This window comes from Paenibacillus sp. G34 (assembly GCF_056856875.1).
The window spans coordinates 3,475,040-3,496,741 of record NZ_CM166469.1; the positions used below are offsets into that span (position 1 = coordinate 3,475,040).

Consider the following 21,702-nt stretch of genomic DNA (forward strand, 5'->3'; position numbering starts at 1 on the left):
GGCTACGGCGAGCATCATTTATATTAACTTCCATGCAGCAAACTCCTTTCGAAGCGCCTCATCCTGCGTTCTGTAACGAACAAGCAGTTGCTCGTCCAGCGCAGGGGTTATCATCTCATCCGGCTTCACCTGGTGCAGACTTGCTACACGTTCAGCAATTAGATTCGTTTCCATCGGCGTAAAGTAGGTAAAAGCCAGACGTAGTTCTGGAATCATGGTAATAAAATCGTCATAGGATAACTGCTCAATCAGTCCATTTAGCTCAGACAGCAACTGATCCTCATATAAAAATGCATCACGTGCTACCGTAAAAACACCCTGTAAAAATAAAGCTGTTTGACGTGTCTGTTCAGGAGTTCCGCGGATATACCCTCTGGCACGCTCCACGATTTCCTCTCGGGATCGGTCACCTAATCCAGAAGCTATGGCGATACACACCCCTTCAAGCTGAGCAGGTAGCTTCGAATCTGCCAAAAGCTCATTTAAATGGGTTCGAAAGGCTGTATCCTGGAATTGTTCCTCTGATGATTCAGCCAGCATCGCAAGAAGCTTCAATCCCTGAATTATGCCTTCATGTTCATCGGCTTTCGTTCTGGAAAGCTGCTGGAGCTTGTCCACCGCATTACTGTAAGCTTCCGACACTAGATTAGGAAGATGTGCATCATCCGATAACCCCAGCAACCTGCGGTGCTGATAAATCCGGTTCAGAATCGTTAAGCTGTTGCACAAAGATAGAAAATGTCCATCCGTCCGCAAAGCAGCCCGAACTTTGGCGTACAAGTACATCACAGTCTCCTGAAGACCCATCAGCAGGGCCTGGAGCATCAGCTGCGCAAGCTCTCCGCTATGATGATCCGGGATGCTTTGCATCTGCTCTTCCATTTTGCGGGTTGCTGCTGCATCAAGCGTACCGCCATACAGAGAATTTTCAATAAGTCGTGCTTCAATCCGTGAGGAATACATGTATTCCCAAGTTTCACGAACCAGATTCATATCACGCTGCGCAATCCAGTCAGGGCCTGCCTGACGTTTCGCAAACTCCGGAACCAAGAAAGAGATACATTGAAACAACTGGCTGATCAAGCGATGTTCCGGTTTAGCGTACAGATCAAGAACCTTTTTGTGCTGTCCTGTCGTCCGAATCTGTAGCTTATGCTCCGTACAACGGGATTTAAAATCCTCTACAATTGGAATATGAAAAGCATTAGGCGCTACACTTCCAATGGCATCTCCAGTTAACAGAAGCTGTAGTTCCTGTAACGGCTTCTCCGTGGCCAGCGTAAGTTCACCTTTGATAAATGAAGAAAGTGCAGCGTCCATAAGCTCATAAACTCCACCCTCTCGCTTGCCCCTTAGCTCTGCCAGACCTTGGATCATACTGTAAGCCTCGATCGCATCACTCGTGGATACATGTTCTTGATTGTCCCGCAATCTACGCATCAGTCTCGATAACATATTTAGCGTAGTCACACGGTAAGGTGAACTTGGAGAACGAAGAATCTGACCCCAGATTTGATCATAAAAGTACACATAAGGCATGCCGCTGGCATAACCATTCAGACGATCAGCCTCGGCGAACGTGTACACCATTGGATACATCTGTTGTTGGAATTCCCCTTCATCTGCTGTAACCTGCTGTATTTTCTTACCTTCTTGCTCTGCTTCCTGTTGAATCGAATTCACTAAGCCATACGTATGAAAACCTCCGGTGATAACAAGCACTCGTTGATACTGCTTCTCGGCTTCCTTAATTCGTTTCACCATATGGGCTTCACGTAGCAGGTCACCATTTGCAATTAAACGCTCTGAAGGGTAACACATTCTGGATAACGTGCAATAGGTGAAAACATCCTGAACAAAAACAGTAGTCTCCTTCTCCAGACCACCAATTTCAAATACCTTTTCCCACAATTCATCAAAGCTGCGGCAGTTTGTTTTCTCGCATAATCGGTTAATGAAATCTGATCCGGCAAGCAACGTTTCATCCTGAATCGAAATTTCTTTTTGTTCTGCTTGCGCTGGGTTGCCGGCACGTCCCGAAAGATGTCGATAATCCAAATCAATGAATTGTGCTGGAATTCCAAGCCGATGAGCTTCCTTTAACGCAACGTATTCGGGAGAATACCGAAGCATCGGATAGTAACAAGCTTCTCTTCCATATTCATCTTCATAGGTGTAATACAGACTGACCGGAGGAAGGGTCGCTTCATCCGACAGAACAGCCATGAGCGGATTGCCGCTCTCTGGCCCCTCAATCATTATGATATCGGGCTTATACTCTTCGATTACACGCAACAGATGATGCGAACAGACCGGACTGTGGTGACGTATTGGAAAATAAACCGTTCTGTTGTTCAAATTATATACACTTGTCTCAAATAGAGATTGCAGTCGATCCAAATTCGTAATATCCGCTAAACCGTCAGTGTCAGAAGGCTGTAATCCGTCTAACCGATCCATTTTCTTTCCTCATAATATTTCTTCCAAATCTCCTCTTCCGCAGAGCGGGTTTTGACAATTTTGGAAAAATAGTTTTTGAGAATGCTTAGATCCTTATCATTTTCCTTAGCAATGGTTCCAAGCATGTTTTGCACCAACCGATCCAGCGCAATGGATTGGCCTTCGTAATAATAGGAGGTCATCGCACTTTGTACGTACACGGACACCGCCTCTGCAGTACTCATGGACGCTTGGGGAGTATCCAGCTTATAACCTTCTCGTGACATGCCTGTCCGCAGTTCCATAAATGTTGTCGCCAGCAGCTCCACCACGTCGGTTTGAATTTCCATATCAATTCCACTATGTAATAACAGGTTTCTCGCCTGGGATTCAATAATTTTGGCTTCCATCTTTACATTCTGAATTGGCTTGATCGTCTCAAAATTAAAACGCCGCTTGAGTGCGCCGCTCATCTCGTTCACGCCTTTATCCCGAATGTTGGCCGTAGCAATAACGTTGAATCCAGGTTTGGCAAAAAGCACACCTCCGTCAAGTTCCGGAATACTCATGACTTTATCGCTGAGAATACTGATCAAGCTGTCTTGTGCTTCGGCCGGACAACGTGTAATCTCCTCAAAACGGGTGAGGATACCCTTTTTCATCCCATTGTATAAAGGCGAAGGTACGAGAGCTGCCTCAGAGGGCCCTTTATCCAAAAGCATCGCATAATTCCACGAATATTTGATCATATCCTCCGTTGTTCCAGCGGTACCCTGTATCGTATTCAAACTGGTTCCCGAGATTGCCGCCGTAAGCAGTTCACTGAGCATCGTTTTGGCTGTACCAGGTTCACCAACAAGCATCAACCCACGATTCCCTGCAAGCGTAACAACTGCACGTTCGATTAATACATCATTTCCGTAGAATTTACGAGTGATGTTAATTTTCTCTCCATCCAGCTTAGCCGGTTGATCTCGTCCAATGATAAAATCTCGCACACTGGCAGGAGATAGTAGCCAATTAGGTGGACGGTGACCCTGATCCTCCTGTTGTAATGCCCGTAACTCCGCCTCGTATAATGTCTCGGCTGGCGGTTTAAGCATCTCCATCATCAAGATATCTCCTCTCATATCAAACAGATCGTATGTTCCTATTTCCATCATTTTATCATAGCCCTGACGTCCTCAACCTTAAAACAGCCAAAAATGGTTGAAACGTCCTTCTTACCTGCACTTCTGACTAAGTCCAAGGTCTTACACAGCCGTACAAATATGAATCCTCAATCCCGGAATCCACAGAGAGGGCACTACAATCTTTTAAACAATCATCCATCACTTCTAATCACAGCTTAATTAAGAAAAGAATGCATAAAGGACTCACCTCTAAGACCATAACAAAAAAGCCGCTACAATAGCGACTTAATGCGAATATATATGTGTCTATAGACTCTCTCTACATTCTTCGTCCACACGAAGACGAATATAGTTCGTACCATTCATATCGAGTCATTTCAACCTGCGCTGCATCACGACAAGCGAGAATTCGCTCTGGTCGAATTGAACCTATCACCGGTTGAATTCCTGCTGGATGTTTCATCAGCCATGCCAATACAATGGCTTCTCTCGTAACTCCATGCTCTCTTGCCATACGCTCTACATGTTCTGCAGTGGCTTTAATCTCAGGCCGCTGCCCCTCGATGACTCTGCCTGTAAATCTTCCTTGTGCGAGGGGCCCCCAAGCTTGCAGTTGAATATGCTCTGCCTGGCAATACTCCATTGTACCGTATGGGAAAACATTATCTTTTGCATGCTCACGGTTTACGGTTACGCCAGCTTCTACAAAGCCAATTTTATCAAGGCTCATCTCCAACTGATTCACAATCAATGGCACACGGCTGTACATCTGAAGCAAGCGGATCTGTTCCGAGCCCATATTAGACACGCCGAAATGTCTTACTTTGCCTGCCTGATGGAGTTTAGCCAGTGATTCTCCGATCTCCTGCGGATGGGCAAGCGGGTCAGGACGATGCAACAGCAAAATATCCAGGTAATTTGTACCGAGCCTCGATAAAATCCCATCAACACTCTCTACAATATGTGCTCCCGATGTATCATAACGCTGTGGCCCTTCATCATCTCCTGCCAGCCGAATTCCGCATTTCGATTGAATAATGATCTGTTCACGAAGTCCATGTTTTTCGGACAAGATCCGTCCCAATACATGCTCCGCTTTACCGCGCGTATAGATATCTGCGAGATCATAATGATTAATCCCGATCTCTAGTGCTGCTTCTACCGCTCGGCGACCTTCGACTACCAAGTCTTCTGTGATGGGTTGTCCGTCCCAATCTCCTCCAAAGCGCATACACCCCAGAACAATAGGACTTGCGGGAATCTGGTGATAATGTAAAGGCAACTGTGTATATGACATTTCCCTTGCTCACCTCGTTTCTATTTTTCAGACGTCTACATGGCTCTCTCTTCTCTTCTGGAGTCTTCCGTGATATTCCTGCACGTTAACATTTTTTCATAACGAAACAAGGTTTCGAACCTTTACGTATGGAATAAATAGAAAGTGACTTACCATACAGCTATAGGAGAGGAGAATACACCTTTGAATCCGAATGAATCCAATGACACGAATGAGATGAATGAGAGCTCAAGCTCTAATTTTTTCACAGCATCATTTACTCATAATCCTTATCCGGTATATGAAAAATTAAGAAAAGACGATCCCGTTTTCAAAGTCATGTTTCCCAATGGAGAGTTTGGCTGGATCATTACCCGATATGAAGATGCTGTTCAAATTTTGAAAGATTCCCGTTTTAGCAAAGATGTGGTTAAACGGTACGGGGCAGATAATCAGAGTATATTTTCCAGTAACATGCTGTTTTCTGATCCACCCGATCACCGTCGTTTACGTGGGTTAGTACAAAAGGCTTTTACACCCAAACTTGTTGCAGATATGAGAAGCCATATCCAGAGCATCGCGGATGATCTGCTAGACAACCTGCCTTCACAGGAAACGATGAATCTCATTGATGACTTTGCCTTTCCGCTTCCCATTATTGTCATTAGTGAAATTTTAGGTGTTCCGCTGGAGGATCGCGATAAATTCCGCATGTGGTCTAATACGGTTATAGAGGCCTCCACCGGAAAGGATGCCGAACTGTTCCACCAACATGAGCGGGAGTTCACCGAATATCTCACCGCTTGGTTCGCCAAAGTACGTAAAGAACCTGGTCAGGATCTCATCAGTCAACTTGTCAGTGCCGAAGATTCGGGTGAGCAGTTGACCGAAAAAGAACTCCTTGGTGTCGTCTCTCTGCTTATTATTGCTGGACATGAAACCACTGTAAATCTGATTGGAAACGGAATCCTGGCCCTGATTGAGCACCCTGAACAGCGGGACCTTTTAGTAGAGCAGCCTAAGCTTATCCATCAAGCCATCGAGGAAATGCTAAGATATAATGGGCCAGTTGAATTCAGCACTTCACGTTGGGCTTCAGAGGATATTGAATTCCGAGGGCAACAGATTGCCCAGGGTGAACTCGTGATTGTTGCGCTGGATTCAGCCAATCGAGATGAAGAACAGTTCAAAGACCCGGATGTATTCGACATCACACGTGAGAAGAGTGCTCACCTTGCTTTTGGCAAAGGTATTCATCTATGTCTCGGTGCGCCGCTCGCTCGACTTGAAGGCGAGATTGCCGTAAGTACACTGTTAGATCGGTTTCCAAACATGAGATTGCAAAGCGATGTCGATACTTTGGAATGGAGATCGGGTATGATCGTTCGCGGCGTCAAGGAAATTCCGATGCAACTGAAATGAGCAATTTCTTATTCGTCGTGTTCCTGTTGATGATTCCGATTTTGTGGTCAAAGCTAAGCAAACTGCAACGTCAGGTGGATGAGTTGAAAACAGAGGTGGATCAACTTCGAAACGGTACATCCACCGAAACGAATCGCTTCGTTCATACTAATTCGTCTTTATCTCCTGATCCTGCATCGTTCTCTTCTTTTACTGGTGCGAGCCCTACTGCCCAGAGTGAGTTAAATAATGAATTAGATCAGGAACTGCTTGCTCTGGTGCGCAGAGGAAACAAAATTCAGGCGATCAAGAAGCTGCGTGAAGCCCGCAGTCTCTCTTTAAAAGAAGCGAAGGATTATGTCGAAGCATTGGATAGGTAAACGTATAAGTCCGTGTTGACCATCATCTTCTGTTAGAGGTAAATGTCGTGGAGTAAAATAACCCTTGAGCTGATTAGTCGTAAGGTAGTGTAGGCATTAAGAGAGACTGTGTGGATTATCCACACAGTCTCTCTTTTTCACGCTCTATTTTTAAAAATATATGGATCTGGCTTCTTACTGAGCAGTAACAGCACCATCAATCGGGTATACAGCTCCGTTGATGTACAGCGCTTCGTCTCCCAGCAGGAAGGAAACCAGATTGGCGATCTCTTCCGGCTTGCCCAGACGTCCGGACGGAATGCTATCTACCGTAGCTTGGAAAACTTCCGGATTATCTTTGCCAAACTGAACAACCATCGGTGTCTCAATGGTACCCGGGGCAATCGCGTTTACGCGAATGTTTTCTTTGCCATATTCAATCGCGGCTGTACGTGTCAAACCAACTACACCGTGTTTGGTTGCTGCATATGGCGCTACTGCAGGGACACCTACAATTCCAGCGGTAGAGGCCGTGTTTACAATGGAGCCCCCACCCGTTTTGAGCATTTCGGTAATAACATATTTCAATCCGTAAAATACACTTCGCAAATTAATATCAATGATCTGGTCAAATTGCTCGATTGTATGTTCAATTAACTTGATGCCTGGACCAGCAATACCCGCATTGTTGAAGAACATATCAATCCGGCCAAATTCTTCGACTGTCTTCTTCACATAATTCTCAACCTCAGTAGCTTTACTCACATCGGCCTGAACAAAAATAGCTTTGCTGCCCAGCTGTTCAATCTGTCTTACCGTCTCAAGACCTGTCTTTTCGATCAGATCAACAACTACGATGGAAGCACCCTTCTCGGCCAATTTCAGCGCTGCTGCCTGACCTAATCCACTTCCTGCTCCCGTAATGATGGCTACTTTTCCTGCGTGACTCATGGTGATCTCCTCCAATTATGTGTCATTTCTGATTGTACCTTTTCATTCCGCACGGTTTAATATGGATGAACTAAAACTATGTAAGTCAGAAAGGACATGACGCCTTCCTGACTTTACCTATTCTAAACAACAAAACACTTAAAAACAAACTGAAATCATATGGATCCATACATTTATACGATATTGCCTAATTTACGATATTGGCCTAACTAGGCAATTCGAAACTACTCCAACACCCATTCGTAAGCCTCGCGCCCGTACCAACGCTTTACCGAAGCAAATTCGTTTTCGCGAGCTCAATTAATTCATCGCCACGTCCATTTAGTACGGCTTTCATCATCCATAGTGTGAAACCTTCAGCCTGTTTAATATTTATCTTCGGCGGCAGGGACAACTCCTGACGATTCACAACAACGTCGATCAGGACGGGGCCGTTATGTTGCAACGCACGCTCCACAGCACCTTCAAGCTCCGCAGGGTCTTCCACGCGTATACCTTCCATGCCCATTGCCTGTGCCACCATTGCAAAGTTAGGATTCACAAGCTCCGTCCCTGATTCGAGGAACCCGGCAGCTTTCATCTCCAGTTCTACGAAACTCAGTGCGCCATTGTTAAACACAACCACTTTGACAGGAAGATTATGCTGCTTCAACGTGAGCAGATCCCCCATTAGCATAGCTAAGCCGCCGTCTCCAGATAACGAGATGACTTGTCGTTCAGGATCAGCAACCTGGGCACCAATCGCCTGTGGCAGTGCGTTTGCCATCGTTCCATGATTAAATGATCCCAGCAATCTTCGATTCCGGCTCATCTCAAGATAACGTGCCGCCCATACCGTTGGTGTGCCCACATCACAGGTAAAGATCGCATTTTCGGCGGCGGCATCACTGATTACTTTGGTTAAGTACTGTGGATGAATCGGCTTTTTGCCTGGTTTGCCCACCGCAAGCTCGTCCAACTCTTCTCGCACTTTCGTGTAGCGCTTCACACATTTACGCAAATGCTTGTCATTATGCTCAGCTGTCAGGTATGGAAGTAATGCTTCAATGGTCGCCTTGATATCGCCGCATACTCCATAATCCAGTTTGGTGCGCCGGCCCAGATGTGAGGTTTGAATATCCACTTGTATCACTGTAGCATCTTCCGGGAAAAACTGACGGTACGGGAAATCCGTTCCGAGCATAAGTAATACGTCACAATCCATCATGGCATGGTATCCCGAAGAATATCCGATTAAGCCTGTCAGTCCCACGGAATAAGGATTGTCGTATTCTAAGTGCTCTTTCCCTCGAAGCGCAATAACCATAGGGGATTTCAATCGATCACAGAGCTCCAGCAGTGGTTCGCGAGCCCCGGCACATCCTGCACCGCATAAAAGTGTGATTTTTTTGTCCTGATTCAAGTACTCGGCCAGCTTGGCGAGTTCAGGCTCGGAAGGATGTACTACTGGATGCGGCGCATGGTATACATGCTCGGGAACGGGTAGATCGGCCGCCTCAAGTCCTGCAACATCTCCAGGGAGTACGATGACAGACACGCCGGAACGTGCTACTGCCGTTTGCATAGCCATCGTTAGCGAGCGTGGCATCTGCTTGGCTGTTGTAATCACTTCACAATAATGACTGCATTCCTGGAACAAATACTCCGGATGAGTCGCCTGAAAATATTCGCTTCCAATCTCATCACTCGGAATATGGGCAGCGATGGCCAGTACCGGTACGCGATTTCGGTGACAATCGTAGAGTCCGTTAATCAGATGCATATTCCCCGGCCCGCTGCTGCCAGCGCATACAGCAATGCTTCCACTTACTTGAGCATCTGCACCCGCAGCAAAAGCCGCCACTTCTTCATGACGCACATGAATCCATTCAATTTTGCCCGACTTGCGGATGGAGTCGAGAACCGCATTCAAGGAGTCTCCAACAATGCCGTATATCCGATGAATACCCGCGTTTAACAAGGCTTCAACTAGAACGTCTGCGATCGTTTTTTTCATGAGGTTGGATCTCTCCTTTATTACGTTATTTTGATTAGGTTTCCATCCCGTGAATATACCTATTCTTATACCCCAAATTTTTGAAAAACGAATCATTATCATATGTCAATCCAAGTATAATAAATGCCCCTCGTTATCATCTGATTCATATAACAAAAAATCCGTCTGCCCTTGAAGGCAAACGGATCAGTCTAAAAATTAATTTATAAATTATAAATTGTATATGCTCCAAAGAGCATGTAATTCATAGTGTATTTCATTCATTTGATTCAAAACACAACTCAGATCGCAGGCATAACATTACCACCGCTTACAGGGATATAGGCTCCAGTAATAAAAGAGGATAAATCTGAAGCCAAAAAAGCAACGGCATTCGCAATTTCCTGATCTTCTCCCCTGCGTTTCAGTGGTACGGTTTGGGTGTATGCTGCATCTTGCCCGGGTTCGCTGCTTCGATCCCGTTCGCTGATCGTCCAGCCTGGAGCAACTTGGTTGACCGTAATCTGATATTCGCCAACTTCCTTGGCTAACACACGGTACACACCATCCATACCGCGTTTACCAGCAGTATAGGCAGATTGGTGGGCAAAATTCTGCATTGCACATTCGGTATTGATCCCGATAAAACGACCAGATCTCATTTCCTGCATATACGGGATAAATGCTTTGGCAAGATATACACTCTGCATGACACAAGATTCAAACTGACTCAGGTAATCCTCAGGAGCTTGCTCCAGTACCGTTGTCCAGTCGTATTGGATAACCGCATTCGCAACGACAATATCTACTCCACCCAGCTTGCTTTGGATTTCATCACGTATCCTAAAAGCGGTATCCTGCTTGGTGATATCACCTTGTACGATAACAACCTGACGCCCCAATGCTTCAATCTCGTTCTGTAGTTCTTTGGCCTTTGTCTCATTGCTTATATAATGCAGAGCCAGATTCGCACCGCAAGCAGCAAGTGTTCGAGCAATGACTCTTCCCAGTTGACCGGTTGCCCCGGTAACTAGTGCGGTTCTTCCCGCCAGATCCAATTGCATATCAAGATGACCTCCTTTCGAACTGTAACATATGCAGAAAACGATTTCGATGAGCTGCATTTGTGCTCATTCTTCGGTTATTTTTGAATCAAGACATTCTTCCAGCCTAACAGTACATCTTTACTAGCCACTGTGTTTAACAAGATCAATCTCCTGAAAACGACTTACTTCTTTCTCCCAGCGCTCTGCGACATACTGACGGTGCACGGGATGATCATTGTATGTATCATATGCAGCCTGATCGGCAAACTCCATGGAGAAGCTGTAATCAAACTCGTTTTTTGCACTGACCTGGTGCAATACCTGAAAATGTTCAACACCAGGAATAGCCGCAAGCGCTTCCTTACTTTCTTTCAAAAAAACTTCGGCCTCCGCTGTATCTTTACCTGCATAGAGCGTAAACGTTACCATATGAATAATTCTGCTCATCTGTGTTTCCTCCTCCATTATGTTCGAACTCTGTACTCTAGTTTACAACTGAATGCATTGAAAGCGCAATATTTGGTTGGTTCAATACCAATAACAGAGAGCCGCACAAACGCAAAAAAGCCCGGAATTTCTTCCGGGCTTTTCTCCTCATCTATAAGAAAACTAGTTTTTGAGGTTGTATTTACGGTTAAACTTATCAACGCGTCCACCAATGTCCACGTTTCTTTGTTTACCAGTGAAGAACGGGTGGGATGCAGAACTAGTATCTACACGGATAACAGGGTAAGTGTTACCGTCTTCCCATTCCATTGTTTCGTTCGAGAACTTCGTGGAAGAAGCAACGAATTTGAAGTCAGCACTTGCATCGTAAAAAATAACGAGCTGTGTCTTAGGATGGATGTCAACTTTTGGCATAATCTATTTACACTCCTTTAATATGGGTACTCCCTAGAATCAAACTAAATTTTATTATACTCTTTTTTTGCACGAAGTACCAGCAAGATTTGACGAAAAGACAAAAAATTTATAATCCAAGCGATTGGGTATTTGATCCATCATTAAGCTGGGCCTTTTTCCAGTACAAGCAACATATACTCGAGCGCCTCCAATTCATCCCTTCCCCTGGTCTGTAATCGGACAATACTGCCATTTCGAAGCGGAAGCAGTGCCATGCCAAGCAGGCTTTTCACATCTACACGATGCTCATGATCAGACTCCGTGTAAGACAATAATATATCCGATGCAAAACGTGACGCTTGAGAAGATACCGACAACAGCTCATCCCGATGAAAATCCGCGTGAATCATAAACTCATGTGTTCTCACAACCTTCAGTTCCTTTCGCTCAATAATGAACACCTGCAATCGTGTGTTTTCATTTATATATTAAAATCAACATGAATTATACCATGTGCTAGCAGGTTGTCCATGCCTTATATGACGAAAATCAAATTTTTTGGGTCTAATTCCGAAAAAAGAGCCCCGTACACATCTGTGTACAGGACTCCTTCTCAATTCTTTTACATACCGTTCGGATATACCATTACTTTCAAACTTCCACTCTTGTTATGCAGCGCCCGCTCCATTGCCTGCTGCGTCTCTTCAAGGTTATAACGATCCGTAATCAAAGACATCACATCATGCTGTCCTGAACTTAAAAACGTGATCCCTGTTGCATACGTATTGGCGTAACGGAATATGCCGTAAATATCCACTTCATTATCCGCAATAAACGGAACATTGATGGCGATCTCATCCTGTGCAGGCAACCCGACAATAGCAAGTTTACCGCCTCTGCGCAGAGAGTAGAGAGCTGATTGCAACGCTTTAGGATTCCCTGCGGTCTCCCAAGCTGTATCCACTCCGTTCCCTTTGGTGATTTCCCGTATCACTGCAAGCGCATCCTCATGTCGCACATTAATGGTGTGCGTTGCACCCATTCGTCGTGCCGCCTCAAGCCGAACTTCTTCCAGATCCGTTACAATAATCGTCTGGACACCGAAAGATTTGGCAGCCGCTACAGCCATTAGTCCGACAGGTCCCATGCCCATGATGGCAAGAGTCGTACCTGGTGCCAGCTTACTGCGACGTGCAGCATGAATACCAACAGAGAAAGGTTCATTCATTGCTGCTTCCTCATACGTCAGGTGATCCGGGATCGGAAACACCATATCTTCTCGTATGACCATGTACTGCACAAATGCCCCGTCGACCGGGGGAGTCGCCAAAAACTGTACTTCAGGACACAGATTATAGCGTCCTTCCTTGCAAGCCGTACAGTGACCACAAGTCATCCCAGGTTCGATGGCAACTCGATCGCCCGCTTTCAGCCGGGAAACGTCTGCTCCGACCTCCGCTATAACACCCGCACATTCATGACCAAGAATAATCGGTTTCTCTACAACGAATCTGCCAATACGACCATGTTCAAAATAGTGTACATCCGATCCACAAACCCCTACGGCCATCACTTTTACAAGCACTTCATTAGCTGAGGGTCTCGGGACAGGCTGTTCCTCAATGTTGATATGTCCTGGCTCTGTCATGACAGCAGCCTTCATGATCTCGGGTAATTCGAGTGGACTCATACGCATTCTCCTCCTTGTGCATGTCAGTGCTGTCTCAATGAAATTCAAAGAATACGAATCGATTAATAGATGGTTCGTGCATGTTCATCCTCAATCCCACTCTTGCGATAAAAATACGTGTTGATCATATCACGCCATTCCTTCGCATGTTCCGCCTGTTCATCCTGCAACGCTGCAACCTTGTTAAAGATGTCTGGATCCACTTTGCCCTCCAGCTCTATCCAAGTATCGGCTAATGCTTCAGCCTGTGCAACACCTTCGAAATGAGTATCGTAGATATGCTGAATGACCGTTTTACCAGAGTGCAACACATGTGTATACGGAACGTGATGGAAAAAGAGAATTAACTCATCGGGACAAGTTTCCAATGATTCATAGCGAGCAGCATTTTCAGGATGATATTGGGAAGTATACCCTGTACCACTCTTCACCGTCCGATCAACCCCAATTCCATGACAGTCGGCAAAGTGATACGTTCCCCATTTGGAATACTCATAACCGTCTACATTAGGTCCATAGTGGTGATCCGGATTCACCATCCAGCCTACACCAAGAGGGGCTGTATAGCTTTCATAGATATCCAGCGAAGACAACAACATGCCCATAATCCGCTCTACAACCTGCTCATCATGTCCAAATGTTAACCTTACCCACTCATCTGCAATGGTTTCTGCCGAAAGTTCAGGATTCCACCCGAGTCTGCCATATCCGTATAGATTGGCTTGGGCCAGCGGATGTCCAGTCCAACTTGCATCGGCACCAATATTAGACACAGCAGCAAATCCACTGTACTGACGCTGATAGAGCGAACCGTCTGCGATGCGTTTGATCTCCGAGCCTTTGCCTTTGGCATAGGTGTCAAAATCAAGAATTCCCTTCCATTGTGGCACCAGATAGGCTAAATGACGCTGCTGCCCCGTATATTCCTGTGTAATCTGGAATTCGATCACCTGATTCGTGTTCTCCATGGCCCCAAATAAAGGAGATACCGCTTCTCTTACCTGAAAATCCATAGGTCCATTTTTGATCTGCAAAATGACATTGTCCGCAAACCGCCCGTCCAGCGGTTTAAAATGATCATACGCCGCACGTGCCCGATCTGTGGAACGATCCCGCCAGTCCTGCTTGCAGTTATAAACAAAGCAGCGCCAGATGACAAGTCCGCCGAATGGCCGGAGTGCTTCAGCTAGCATATTTGCACCATCCGCATGGTCACGGTTATACGTGAATGGCCCCGGACGATTTTCAGAATCAGCCTTGATCAGATATCCGCCAAAATCCGGAATTGCAGCGTATACCTTCGCGGTTTGAATGTTCCACCACTCTTGTACCTGTTGATCCAGCGGATCAGCCGTCTGCAGACCACCAACTTCAATTGGACTGGCATAATTGGCACTAAGGAATAAACGAACACCGTAGTCTCTGAATTCAGCAGCTACCTTCGCAACCTCACCCAGATAACGTTCAGTCAGAAACAAACTCTCTTTCTTATGCACATTCACATTATTAATAGATATTGCATTAATCCCCGTTGAAGCGAGTAGTCGAGCATAGTCTCGAATTCGCCCTAAATCCTGTGTGAACTCACCATTTTCGTAGAAAATAGAACGCCCGGCATATCCGCGCTCAATACTGCCGTCCACATTGTCCCACTGATTAATCATTCGCAGTTGATTCACGGGCTGCTCTGTAATAAATATGCGCTTCTCCCCATCAAGCGTCGAACCGGCCTCTTCTGTCTTACCTTGATTCAACGTCAACTCCCGAAGCAGATGAAAGACAGCGTACAGAACACCTTGCGGCGTTTCTGAACCAATAACGAGTTCACGAAGAGATTCATCTTCACGAATAATAAAACCTTCACCTTGTACCGCAGCACGTTCCGTCTCGGTGAACATACCAGTTACCAGACTGTTGCCTGCCCAAGTGCCCAACCGGATGGAAGGCTTACGCTGTTGGTCTGTTTCACTTTGGGTCTCAGAATGGCTAATTACGGGTTGTTCTCCGTATAACTTGCTAAGCCCTTGCGTAAGCTCAGCAAGTGCGGTGTCGATGACTTGATGCTTTTCCTGTACATCAATCTGCCGGCTCCACAGAGGAGCTGCCTTTCTAGCAACTCCGTTCCCTCCAGGTAATGCTCCATGATAACCTAGCCATGCTTCATATTGCGGACCGGATAGTCCGGATTGAACAATAGTTTTACTCATAGTACAGCCTCCTTGCTTGCATAGATCTGTGCAAGACGATTATTCTTTCCTTCAAGCAGCCACAGAATCGAAGTTACGCCGCGTGGATAATACTTGCTACCCACGGCAACACCGGATAGGATCTGGTCACTCCAGCACCAGTAAGATTCCTCCGGATGAAGTAGCCATTTCACATGGGCTGCATCCGCCGTTCTCCCTGTCTCATCCCACTCAATCCCCAAAATCTCACGTGCGATGAATTGGGACAGGTAGATTTTACTCAACCACGAGTTGTTGCTTGTCGAAGATAGCTTCCAGCCTCCATCTTCAAACAGACATGTTCCAGGAACAAGCACCGTCTCCAGATGTGTGTGCAGCGCCTTAATATATGATCCGAACCGGCCGTTAACGTCCAGTGCCGCTTCACAGCCTGTAAAATACGGGAATACCAGGCCTTCGATAGCCGGAATGATTCGTGAGTCGTTATTTTCCGCAATAACCGCCGGGATGTAACCTCCATCTGTCAATTGCGCAGCAACACTTGCCGCGCAACGATCTGCTTGTTTTCCTGCCTGATGGGACAGGTCTGCGAGCTTCTCGGTTGCAAATATTTTTTCGAGTGCAACATACACAGCCCAGCATTTACCCGCAAGATAGATATTGTTCCGCGATTGTCCAAGGGATACGTCCAAACTGTCGTACGTTGTAATCTCTGCCCCGCCCTGTGTACGGCTACTATCCAGCCCCATCAAACCGTTACGTTGATCTTCTTCGGGATGATCGCGGTGCAGCATGCTTTGAAAGCATTCCTGAATAACCGGCAGCATCTCTTTGATAAATTCCTTATCCTTCGTCTGCTCAATGTATACCGTTGCACAGCAGAGCCAGTTCACCAGTTCTTCATGACTCATTTGCGAGAAGCAGTCATCAATAGCAACGAGTTCATATGCGGAGTGACCTGGACGGGAAAATACATTGGCGATACCGATATCATGCGTAAATGTGATACCGCCTGGATACAGCTTTTCGTCTCCCGGGAAACGCACCTGATCGGTATAGCTATAACGCTTCACAAACCATTCCAGCTCGTTACGCACAGTCCACGGATTAAGGGCAAGCTCGAAGTACAGCTGGTCTGCCGTCAGATCCAGTGTGTTCATCATGCGATATTCCCCTTCATTTACAATCCAAAGCGGTTCTCCATCCGCATCGAGCAATTGCGTACTGGCATAGTAACTGTGAATGGAATGGGCAAGCATAAAGGACTGATCTTCGCTCAGCGCTGCTGTTCCAAGACGCTGATCCACTTCCACACAGGATGCAGTCAATGCATCAAAACGATTTAGCGCATACTCGCCTGCTTGCAGAATATCAGCAAAGTAACGAGTGTACCAATATGTTGTATCCATTCCGGTAGTTACAATGCCGCCACGATAGAAACACACTGCGAATTGAAACGTACGCTTCTCCCCTGCCGGTACTTCCATCAGCAACACCGAGGTAGAGCCTAAACCAAATGCCAGATTGTCCCGATGTTTTTCCTCTAAAATTTTCTCCAGCGTGAATCCGCGTGCAGGCCACAGACCTTCATTTTTGGACACAATGGCTGTCAGACGTCCTTGTCCAACCCCTGTTAATGAGCCACCCTCTGGTCCACCAATCAAACGCATCGCAGAATACGGGTCACTTCCTTGATAGCCGAAATAACCTTTACGTGTTTTATCGCCTTGGGTATTGTCAATCGTCATCTCAACCAAAACCGCTGGCACAAGGGCATCCATCAGCTCTTCACGGTCTGCACTCTTTGGATGTGGAACCGGACGTACAGGGGAATAGATACGGAATTCCAGATCCCCTGCGTTCCATGTATCTGTGCCTGAGGTGAACTCCCGAGTGATGTCTTCATCCCGGAAAGCTGAGATCAGTGGCTTAGCCCCTGCTCCACCAGCGTGATTCCCGTTGTCCAGTTTCTCTACATCATAACGGCTGCTCTCATCTTCACTTGCTTCATAAAAAGGCAATGCCTGATAGTGTTCTCCATCACGAGTCTGTAATCCAATATATACGTTCTGGTCAGCTGGCTTGCCAAGTTCAAGACCCAGCCCGCCTTTAGCCCCTTTGTAACCTAGCGTGAAACTGGCAAATGCACCGATTGGCGCATGATGCGCGTTGTAAAAAATGGATTGGGACGTACTCATCATTCATAACTCCTCTCGGAACAAGATATGCATGCGTTTTCATTAGCCCCATCCTACCATGCACTGCTCGTCCAGACCATGAACAAATCAATCGAATATTTACCCAAATCAAGCTGATGTATGATAAAATATAGAGCGGTTACACTCTTTAAATTGTAAGTCAATTATTCTGAATATGTACATAAACATGAACCGACATAAGGAGGAATTCGAATGTCTTCCACGTATTTACCTCCCGATCTGGGCGAAAGTGTGCATGAAGTTTTTTACCCAGATGTGCAAACCACTGTGAACCTGTTCGCGATCCATCTACGTAGTGTTGGAACCGACTGGGACTATCCGGCGCACGAACACCCTCAATATGAACTGAATTATGTAACAGAGGGTGTGCAGTATATGATGATAAACGGTACTTTATACGTACAAAACGCTGGCGAACTGCTGCTGATCCCTCCGGGAAGCGTACATTCGAGTCAAAGTCGAAACGGAGAGGGTTTCACTTATTTTTGTATGCATTTTGACATCGACGATCAGTTGTTTCTCTCCCTTCTGGCTCGAATCAAACAGGTTTTATTCAGTGCTGACAGTCCAGTGACGCAGCAGATTGAACCGGTGCTGCACAAACTATTGTCCTCTGCTCACCACCAGTCCGCCAGTGCCATGGTACAGCGTATGCAACTGCAATCAGCGGTGTTTGAACTATTCGGGCATCTGTGGGAGACCGTTTCTCAAGAAGCCGCACAGATGTTTACGGATGGATACGAACGGATTGAACTGGCACATCAGATTCGTACTCGCCTACAAGGGCTAATGAGCCAGCAATTCAAACAAGGTGATCAATCCGACAGCCACTATGGGATCGATGATATCGCCGCAGAACTTGGTATCAGTACTTCGCATTGCAATCGCGTGTTCAAACAAGTATTCGGGCAGTCCCCTCGTACCGTTTTATCTCAAATGGTGCTGCATGAGGCCAAAGTTCTGTTAGGAAATCCACAGCTCTCCGTGCAAAATATCGCAGTCATGCTCGGGTATAAGGATATTGCCCATTTCAGCCGTCAATTCAAGCGGTGGTCCGGGATGTCGCCTTCCCGTTATAGACAGGAACAGCCTGTTCTGGAGTAATGTCCAGCAACAGGCTGTTTTCATTTCATGCTTGATTACTTAGTTGGATAGTTACGGATATCCATTTTCCGTTTATTTGAAACTTCGCATTAATCCGTAGTCAGGTTTCAGAACGTTTAATGTTACAGATATTACTTCAGCAAACGCTTGATCAGCTTCAATTTGTTATTGTAAGGCGGATACAATATATCCGGATTAAGTCTGGTGCTTTTTTTCAAAACACTTTTCATATGGGAAAAGGTTTCCAAGCTGTATCGTCCATGGTACGAACCCATTCCGGAATGACCTACACCTCCAAACGGCAATCTCGGGTTGGCGACATGAGTAATTGTATCGTTAATGCATCCTCCGCCGAAAGAAACCTCGTTCAATACTCTATCCTGAACCACTGCGTCGGATGTGAAAAGATACAAGGCGAGCGGTTTTGGACGTTTAACGATTCCTTCAATAGCTTCATCTAGGTGACTATAACTGATAATCGGCAATATAGGTCCAAAAATCTCATCCTCCATCGTAGCTGCATTCCACGATTCCGCGTCAATTAAGGTCGGTTCAATAAAGCGATCCTCTTCATCGGAAGCCCCTCCATAGATAACCTGATCCCGATCTCGCTCAATAAGCGCAGTCAGTCGTTTAAAGTGTGACTTGTTCACGATGCGACCGTAATCCTTATTGTGCTGAATATCCGTTCCAAAGAAGTTCACAATTGTCATTTTCATCGCTTCTATTAGAGGTTGTTTCACTCGTTCATGTACCAGCAGATAATCGGGCGCAATGCAGGTTTGCCCTGTGTTCAGCAGTTTGCCCCAAATAATACGTTCGGCCGCAATTTGAATATCCGCCTGCTCATCCACGATGACAGGACTTTTCCCTCCAAGCTCCAGCGTAACAGGGACAAGGTTTTTGGCTGCGGCCTCCATCACGATTTTACCCACAGGCACACTACCCGTAAAAAAGATGTAATCAAATGCCGAATGAATAAGCGCTGTCGTTGTATCTTTGGCTCCTTCAACCACTTGTACATATTCCGGCTCGAATACTTCACTGATCACTTCCCGCACAACAGCTGATACGGCAGGTGTATTCTCTGACGCTTTGAGCACTGCTGTATTGCCTGCAGCTATCGCGCCAACCAGGGGTTCAATAAGGAGCTGAAAAGGATAATTGAACGGCCCAATAATGAGAACCGCACCGTAGGGCTCAGGGATGATATAACTTTTGGAGCCGAGAAGCGCCACTTGTGTTTTGACCTTGACTGGCTTCACCCACTTTTTAATTTGGCGCATTGTGTGTGTGATGCTATCGAGCATAAATCCAATCTCTGTCGTGTAGGATTCAAATTCACTTTTGCCCAAGTCTTGATACAGTGCCTCGGTGAGTCTGGGTTCATGTTTCTGAATGGCCTGTTTTAAACGTCTTAAACGCTCTATTCGCACTTCCGCTGGACGCGTGGCACCAGAACGAAAAAATGCATGCTGCTTCTCCAGAATTGCGTGTACATCTCCATGCGTTAATTCCTGAATTGTAGTCATAATGCTCATACTCCTTCGTTGAAAAAGATTATTGATGAAAGGTTTAAACCGACGAACTTATAAGTTACATGCCGTAGCATGTTAAGCTTTTTCTTGTTGTTGTCCTAGATCGGTTGTAACCTACTTTAGGTCAGTACTTTAAGTCAATAATTTGATCGACAGCTTACATTCGTTTTCTTAAATGGGCCTTCTTTGTGATAGCATCGGCAACCTAATCCAATCACTGAATCAGCCACTTAATTTATAGGCACTCCTCTTCAAGTGCAGCGACAAGCTGTTTTAGCAGGTCGACGGAAGCATTCAGCGAAGCTGAGTAATAACGCTGTGTGCCCTTCTGTTCGACGGTGATGAACCCTTTCTCCAGAAGCAACTTCAAATGATGCGATATCGCTGGACGAGACAGGCTGGAATGTTCCGTAATCTCATTCACTGTCATATGGCCTTTCTCACTCAACATGAGCAAAATGGATTGACGATGATTGTCACTCAGAACTTGAAACAGCGGGATACATGTTTGGAAAATGGTTATGGCCTTCTGCCCCATAAATACACCTCGATTATTATTCTGCATTTTCTATGGTCGGTATCATTCTACGAATTAATAGCCGTTATTTTTATTTGTTTAAACATTTAAACCTATATAATGAATTATACTTCCTTATATCTCAAATCTCAAGCCAAACAGCTCAAAACATGAAAATTCATTAAGATAAAACGCTTCCAATCTACCATACTTGTATGGTAGTATGGCAATGAAGGAGTTGAAGTTGTGGATCATACCCCCAAGTTATCATCCAAAGCCGGTTTATCGCCCTTATCGAGTCATATGTCTGCGCTGAACAAGCAATCCTATTCGACACGAGATTTGGTGTATGACACACTGAAACGACAGATTTTGAGTCTGCAGTTGCCTCCAGGCACAGCCATTTCGGAGAAAGAAATCGCCCTGGATTTTCAGATTAGCCGGACTCCTGTGCGCGAAAGTTTTGTCCGTTTGGCTCAGGAGGGTCTGTTGGAAGTGTATCCGCAGCGTGGTACGTATGTCTCCCTCATTCAAGTTGATCTGGTCGAAGAAGCCAGATTTATGCGCGAGCAGCTTGAACGGGCTGTCATTCGTCTAGCTTGTGCACACTTTCCAGAGGAGCAGATGTCTGCCCTTGAACATAATCTTACACAGCAGCAGCAATGCCAGAACGAACCGGATGATGGGCGCATGTTTCAACTGGATGAGGAGTTCCATAGCACTCTTTTTGCAGGCTGTAATAAAAGCAATACCTGGACCGTGATCCAGCAGATGAATGTGCACTTAAACCGAAGCCGGATGCTTCGTCTGTCTTCGGATCATCATTGGGATCACTTGATTGAGCAACACCGATCCATGGTTCAGGCAATTCGGCAGCAAGATGCAGAGAAAGCAGAACGTCTGATGCAGGATCATTTGAATCTGACTGTAACGGATCTGGCGGTTCTGCGGAGTACATATCCTTCCTATTTTCAATAAGTTAGGAATTACTGCTTTCACATCGTAATGCATACTGTTGCTTCCAT

18 protein-coding genes are annotated in these 21,702 nt (G+C 45.9%); 4 read left to right on the forward strand and 14 right to left on the reverse strand.

Going from position 1 to position 21,702, the window contains the following annotated elements:
- Nucleotides 1-18: 18 nt before the first annotated feature.
- The 3 genes from AC1VYS_RS15645 to AC1VYS_RS15655 form a co-directional block, all read right to left on the reverse strand.
- Nucleotides 19-2,460 carry a DUF5682 family protein gene (locus AC1VYS_RS15645; RefSeq protein WP_482910468.1) on the reverse strand — a complete coding sequence of 814 codons (2,442 nt, stop codon included), beginning with the start codon at nucleotides 2,458-2,460 and terminating at the stop codon, nucleotides 19-21.
- Nucleotides 2,448-3,548, reverse strand: a complete 1,101-nt coding sequence (locus AC1VYS_RS15650; RefSeq protein ID WP_482915017.1) for an ATP-binding protein — start codon at nucleotides 3,546-3,548, stop codon at nucleotides 2,448-2,450. The genes AC1VYS_RS15645 and AC1VYS_RS15650 overlap by 13 nt, the downstream gene beginning before the upstream one ends.
- 343 nt (nucleotides 3,549-3,891) lie before the next feature.
- Nucleotides 3,892-4,869, reverse strand: coding sequence for an aldo/keto reductase (locus tag AC1VYS_RS15655; protein ID WP_482910469.1), 978 nt, complete (start codon nucleotides 4,867-4,869; stop codon nucleotides 3,892-3,894).
- Between the two features lie 216 nt (nucleotides 4,870-5,085).
- Between AC1VYS_RS15655 and AC1VYS_RS15660 the strand changes: the two genes are divergently transcribed.
- Nucleotides 5,086-6,270, forward strand: a complete 1,185-nt coding sequence (locus AC1VYS_RS15660; RefSeq protein WP_482915018.1) for a cytochrome P450 family protein — start codon at nucleotides 5,086-5,088, stop codon at nucleotides 6,268-6,270.
- Nucleotides 6,267-6,629: a ribosomal protein L7/L12 gene (locus AC1VYS_RS15665; RefSeq protein WP_482910470.1), complete on the forward strand. Its 363-nt coding sequence runs from the start codon at nucleotides 6,267-6,269 to the stop codon at nucleotides 6,627-6,629. Before AC1VYS_RS15660 ends, AC1VYS_RS15665 begins: the two co-directional genes overlap by 4 nt.
- A gap of 174 nt (nucleotides 6,630-6,803) precedes the next feature.
- Here the strand turns inward: AC1VYS_RS15665 and AC1VYS_RS15670 are convergent, their stop codons facing one another.
- From AC1VYS_RS15670 to AC1VYS_RS15710, 9 genes are all read right to left on the reverse strand, one after another.
- Complete coding sequence (locus tag AC1VYS_RS15670; RefSeq protein ID WP_482910471.1) at nucleotides 6,804-7,559, reverse strand: SDR family NAD(P)-dependent oxidoreductase; 756 nt, start codon at nucleotides 7,557-7,559, stop codon at nucleotides 6,804-6,806.
- A 268-nt stretch (nucleotides 7,560-7,827) separates the two neighbouring features.
- On the reverse strand, nucleotides 7,828-9,555 hold the full coding sequence (gene poxB / locus AC1VYS_RS15675; protein WP_482910472.1) for a ubiquinone-dependent pyruvate dehydrogenase: 1,728 nt from the start codon (nucleotides 9,553-9,555) through the stop codon (nucleotides 7,828-7,830).
- A 281-nt stretch (nucleotides 9,556-9,836) separates the two neighbouring features.
- Nucleotides 9,837-10,598 carry an SDR family NAD(P)-dependent oxidoreductase gene (locus AC1VYS_RS15680; protein WP_482910473.1) on the reverse strand — a complete coding sequence of 254 codons (762 nt, stop codon included), beginning with the start codon at nucleotides 10,596-10,598 and terminating at the stop codon, nucleotides 9,837-9,839.
- Nucleotides 10,599-10,721: 123 nt separating this feature from the next.
- Nucleotides 10,722-11,027, reverse strand: a complete 306-nt coding sequence (locus AC1VYS_RS15685) for a Dabb family protein (RefSeq protein WP_482910474.1) — start codon at nucleotides 11,025-11,027, stop codon at nucleotides 10,722-10,724.
- Between the two features lie 162 nt (nucleotides 11,028-11,189).
- Nucleotides 11,190-11,441: a type B 50S ribosomal protein L31 gene (locus tag AC1VYS_RS15690; protein WP_434750955.1), complete on the reverse strand. Its 252-nt coding sequence runs from the start codon at nucleotides 11,439-11,441 to the stop codon at nucleotides 11,190-11,192.
- 143 nt (nucleotides 11,442-11,584) lie between these two features.
- On the reverse strand, nucleotides 11,585-11,851 hold the full coding sequence (locus tag AC1VYS_RS15695) for an HPr family phosphocarrier protein (RefSeq protein ID WP_441927222.1): 267 nt from the start codon (nucleotides 11,849-11,851) through the stop codon (nucleotides 11,585-11,587).
- 194 nt (nucleotides 11,852-12,045) lie between these two features.
- On the reverse strand, nucleotides 12,046-13,119 hold the full coding sequence (locus AC1VYS_RS15700; protein WP_482910475.1) for an NAD(P)-dependent alcohol dehydrogenase: 1,074 nt from the start codon (nucleotides 13,117-13,119) through the stop codon (nucleotides 12,046-12,048).
- A 56-nt stretch (nucleotides 13,120-13,175) separates the two neighbouring features.
- Complete coding sequence (locus AC1VYS_RS15705; RefSeq protein ID WP_482910476.1) at nucleotides 13,176-15,320, reverse strand: alpha-glucuronidase family glycosyl hydrolase; 2,145 nt, start codon at nucleotides 15,318-15,320, stop codon at nucleotides 13,176-13,178.
- Nucleotides 15,317-17,497, reverse strand: coding sequence for a glycoside hydrolase family 52 protein (locus AC1VYS_RS15710; protein ID WP_482910477.1), 2,181 nt, complete (start codon nucleotides 17,495-17,497; stop codon nucleotides 15,317-15,319). The genes AC1VYS_RS15705 and AC1VYS_RS15710 overlap by 4 nt, the downstream gene beginning before the upstream one ends.
- 213 nt (nucleotides 17,498-17,710) lie before the next feature.
- Here AC1VYS_RS15710 and AC1VYS_RS15715 point away from each other — a divergent pair, with 213 nt between their 5' ends.
- Nucleotides 17,711-18,622: a helix-turn-helix domain-containing protein gene (locus AC1VYS_RS15715; protein ID WP_482910478.1), complete on the forward strand. Its 912-nt coding sequence runs from the start codon at nucleotides 17,711-17,713 to the stop codon at nucleotides 18,620-18,622.
- A gap of 131 nt (nucleotides 18,623-18,753) precedes the next feature.
- On the opposite strand, the gene AC1VYS_RS15720 is transcribed toward AC1VYS_RS15715, so the two are convergent.
- Both AC1VYS_RS15720 and AC1VYS_RS15725 read right to left on the reverse strand, forming a co-directional pair.
- A complete protein-coding gene (locus AC1VYS_RS15720; RefSeq protein ID WP_482910479.1) occupies nucleotides 18,754-20,154 on the reverse strand; it encodes an aldehyde dehydrogenase in 1,401 nt (466 codons plus the stop codon).
- A gap of 241 nt (nucleotides 20,155-20,395) precedes the next feature.
- Nucleotides 20,396-20,698, reverse strand: coding sequence for an ArsR/SmtB family transcription factor (locus tag AC1VYS_RS15725; RefSeq protein ID WP_482915019.1), 303 nt, complete (start codon nucleotides 20,696-20,698; stop codon nucleotides 20,396-20,398).
- Between the two features lie 282 nt (nucleotides 20,699-20,980).
- Here AC1VYS_RS15725 and AC1VYS_RS15730 point away from each other — a divergent pair, with 282 nt between their 5' ends.
- Complete coding sequence (locus AC1VYS_RS15730; protein WP_482915020.1) at nucleotides 20,981-21,655, forward strand: GntR family transcriptional regulator; 675 nt, start codon at nucleotides 20,981-20,983, stop codon at nucleotides 21,653-21,655.
- Nucleotides 21,656-21,702 lie beyond the last annotated feature (47 nt).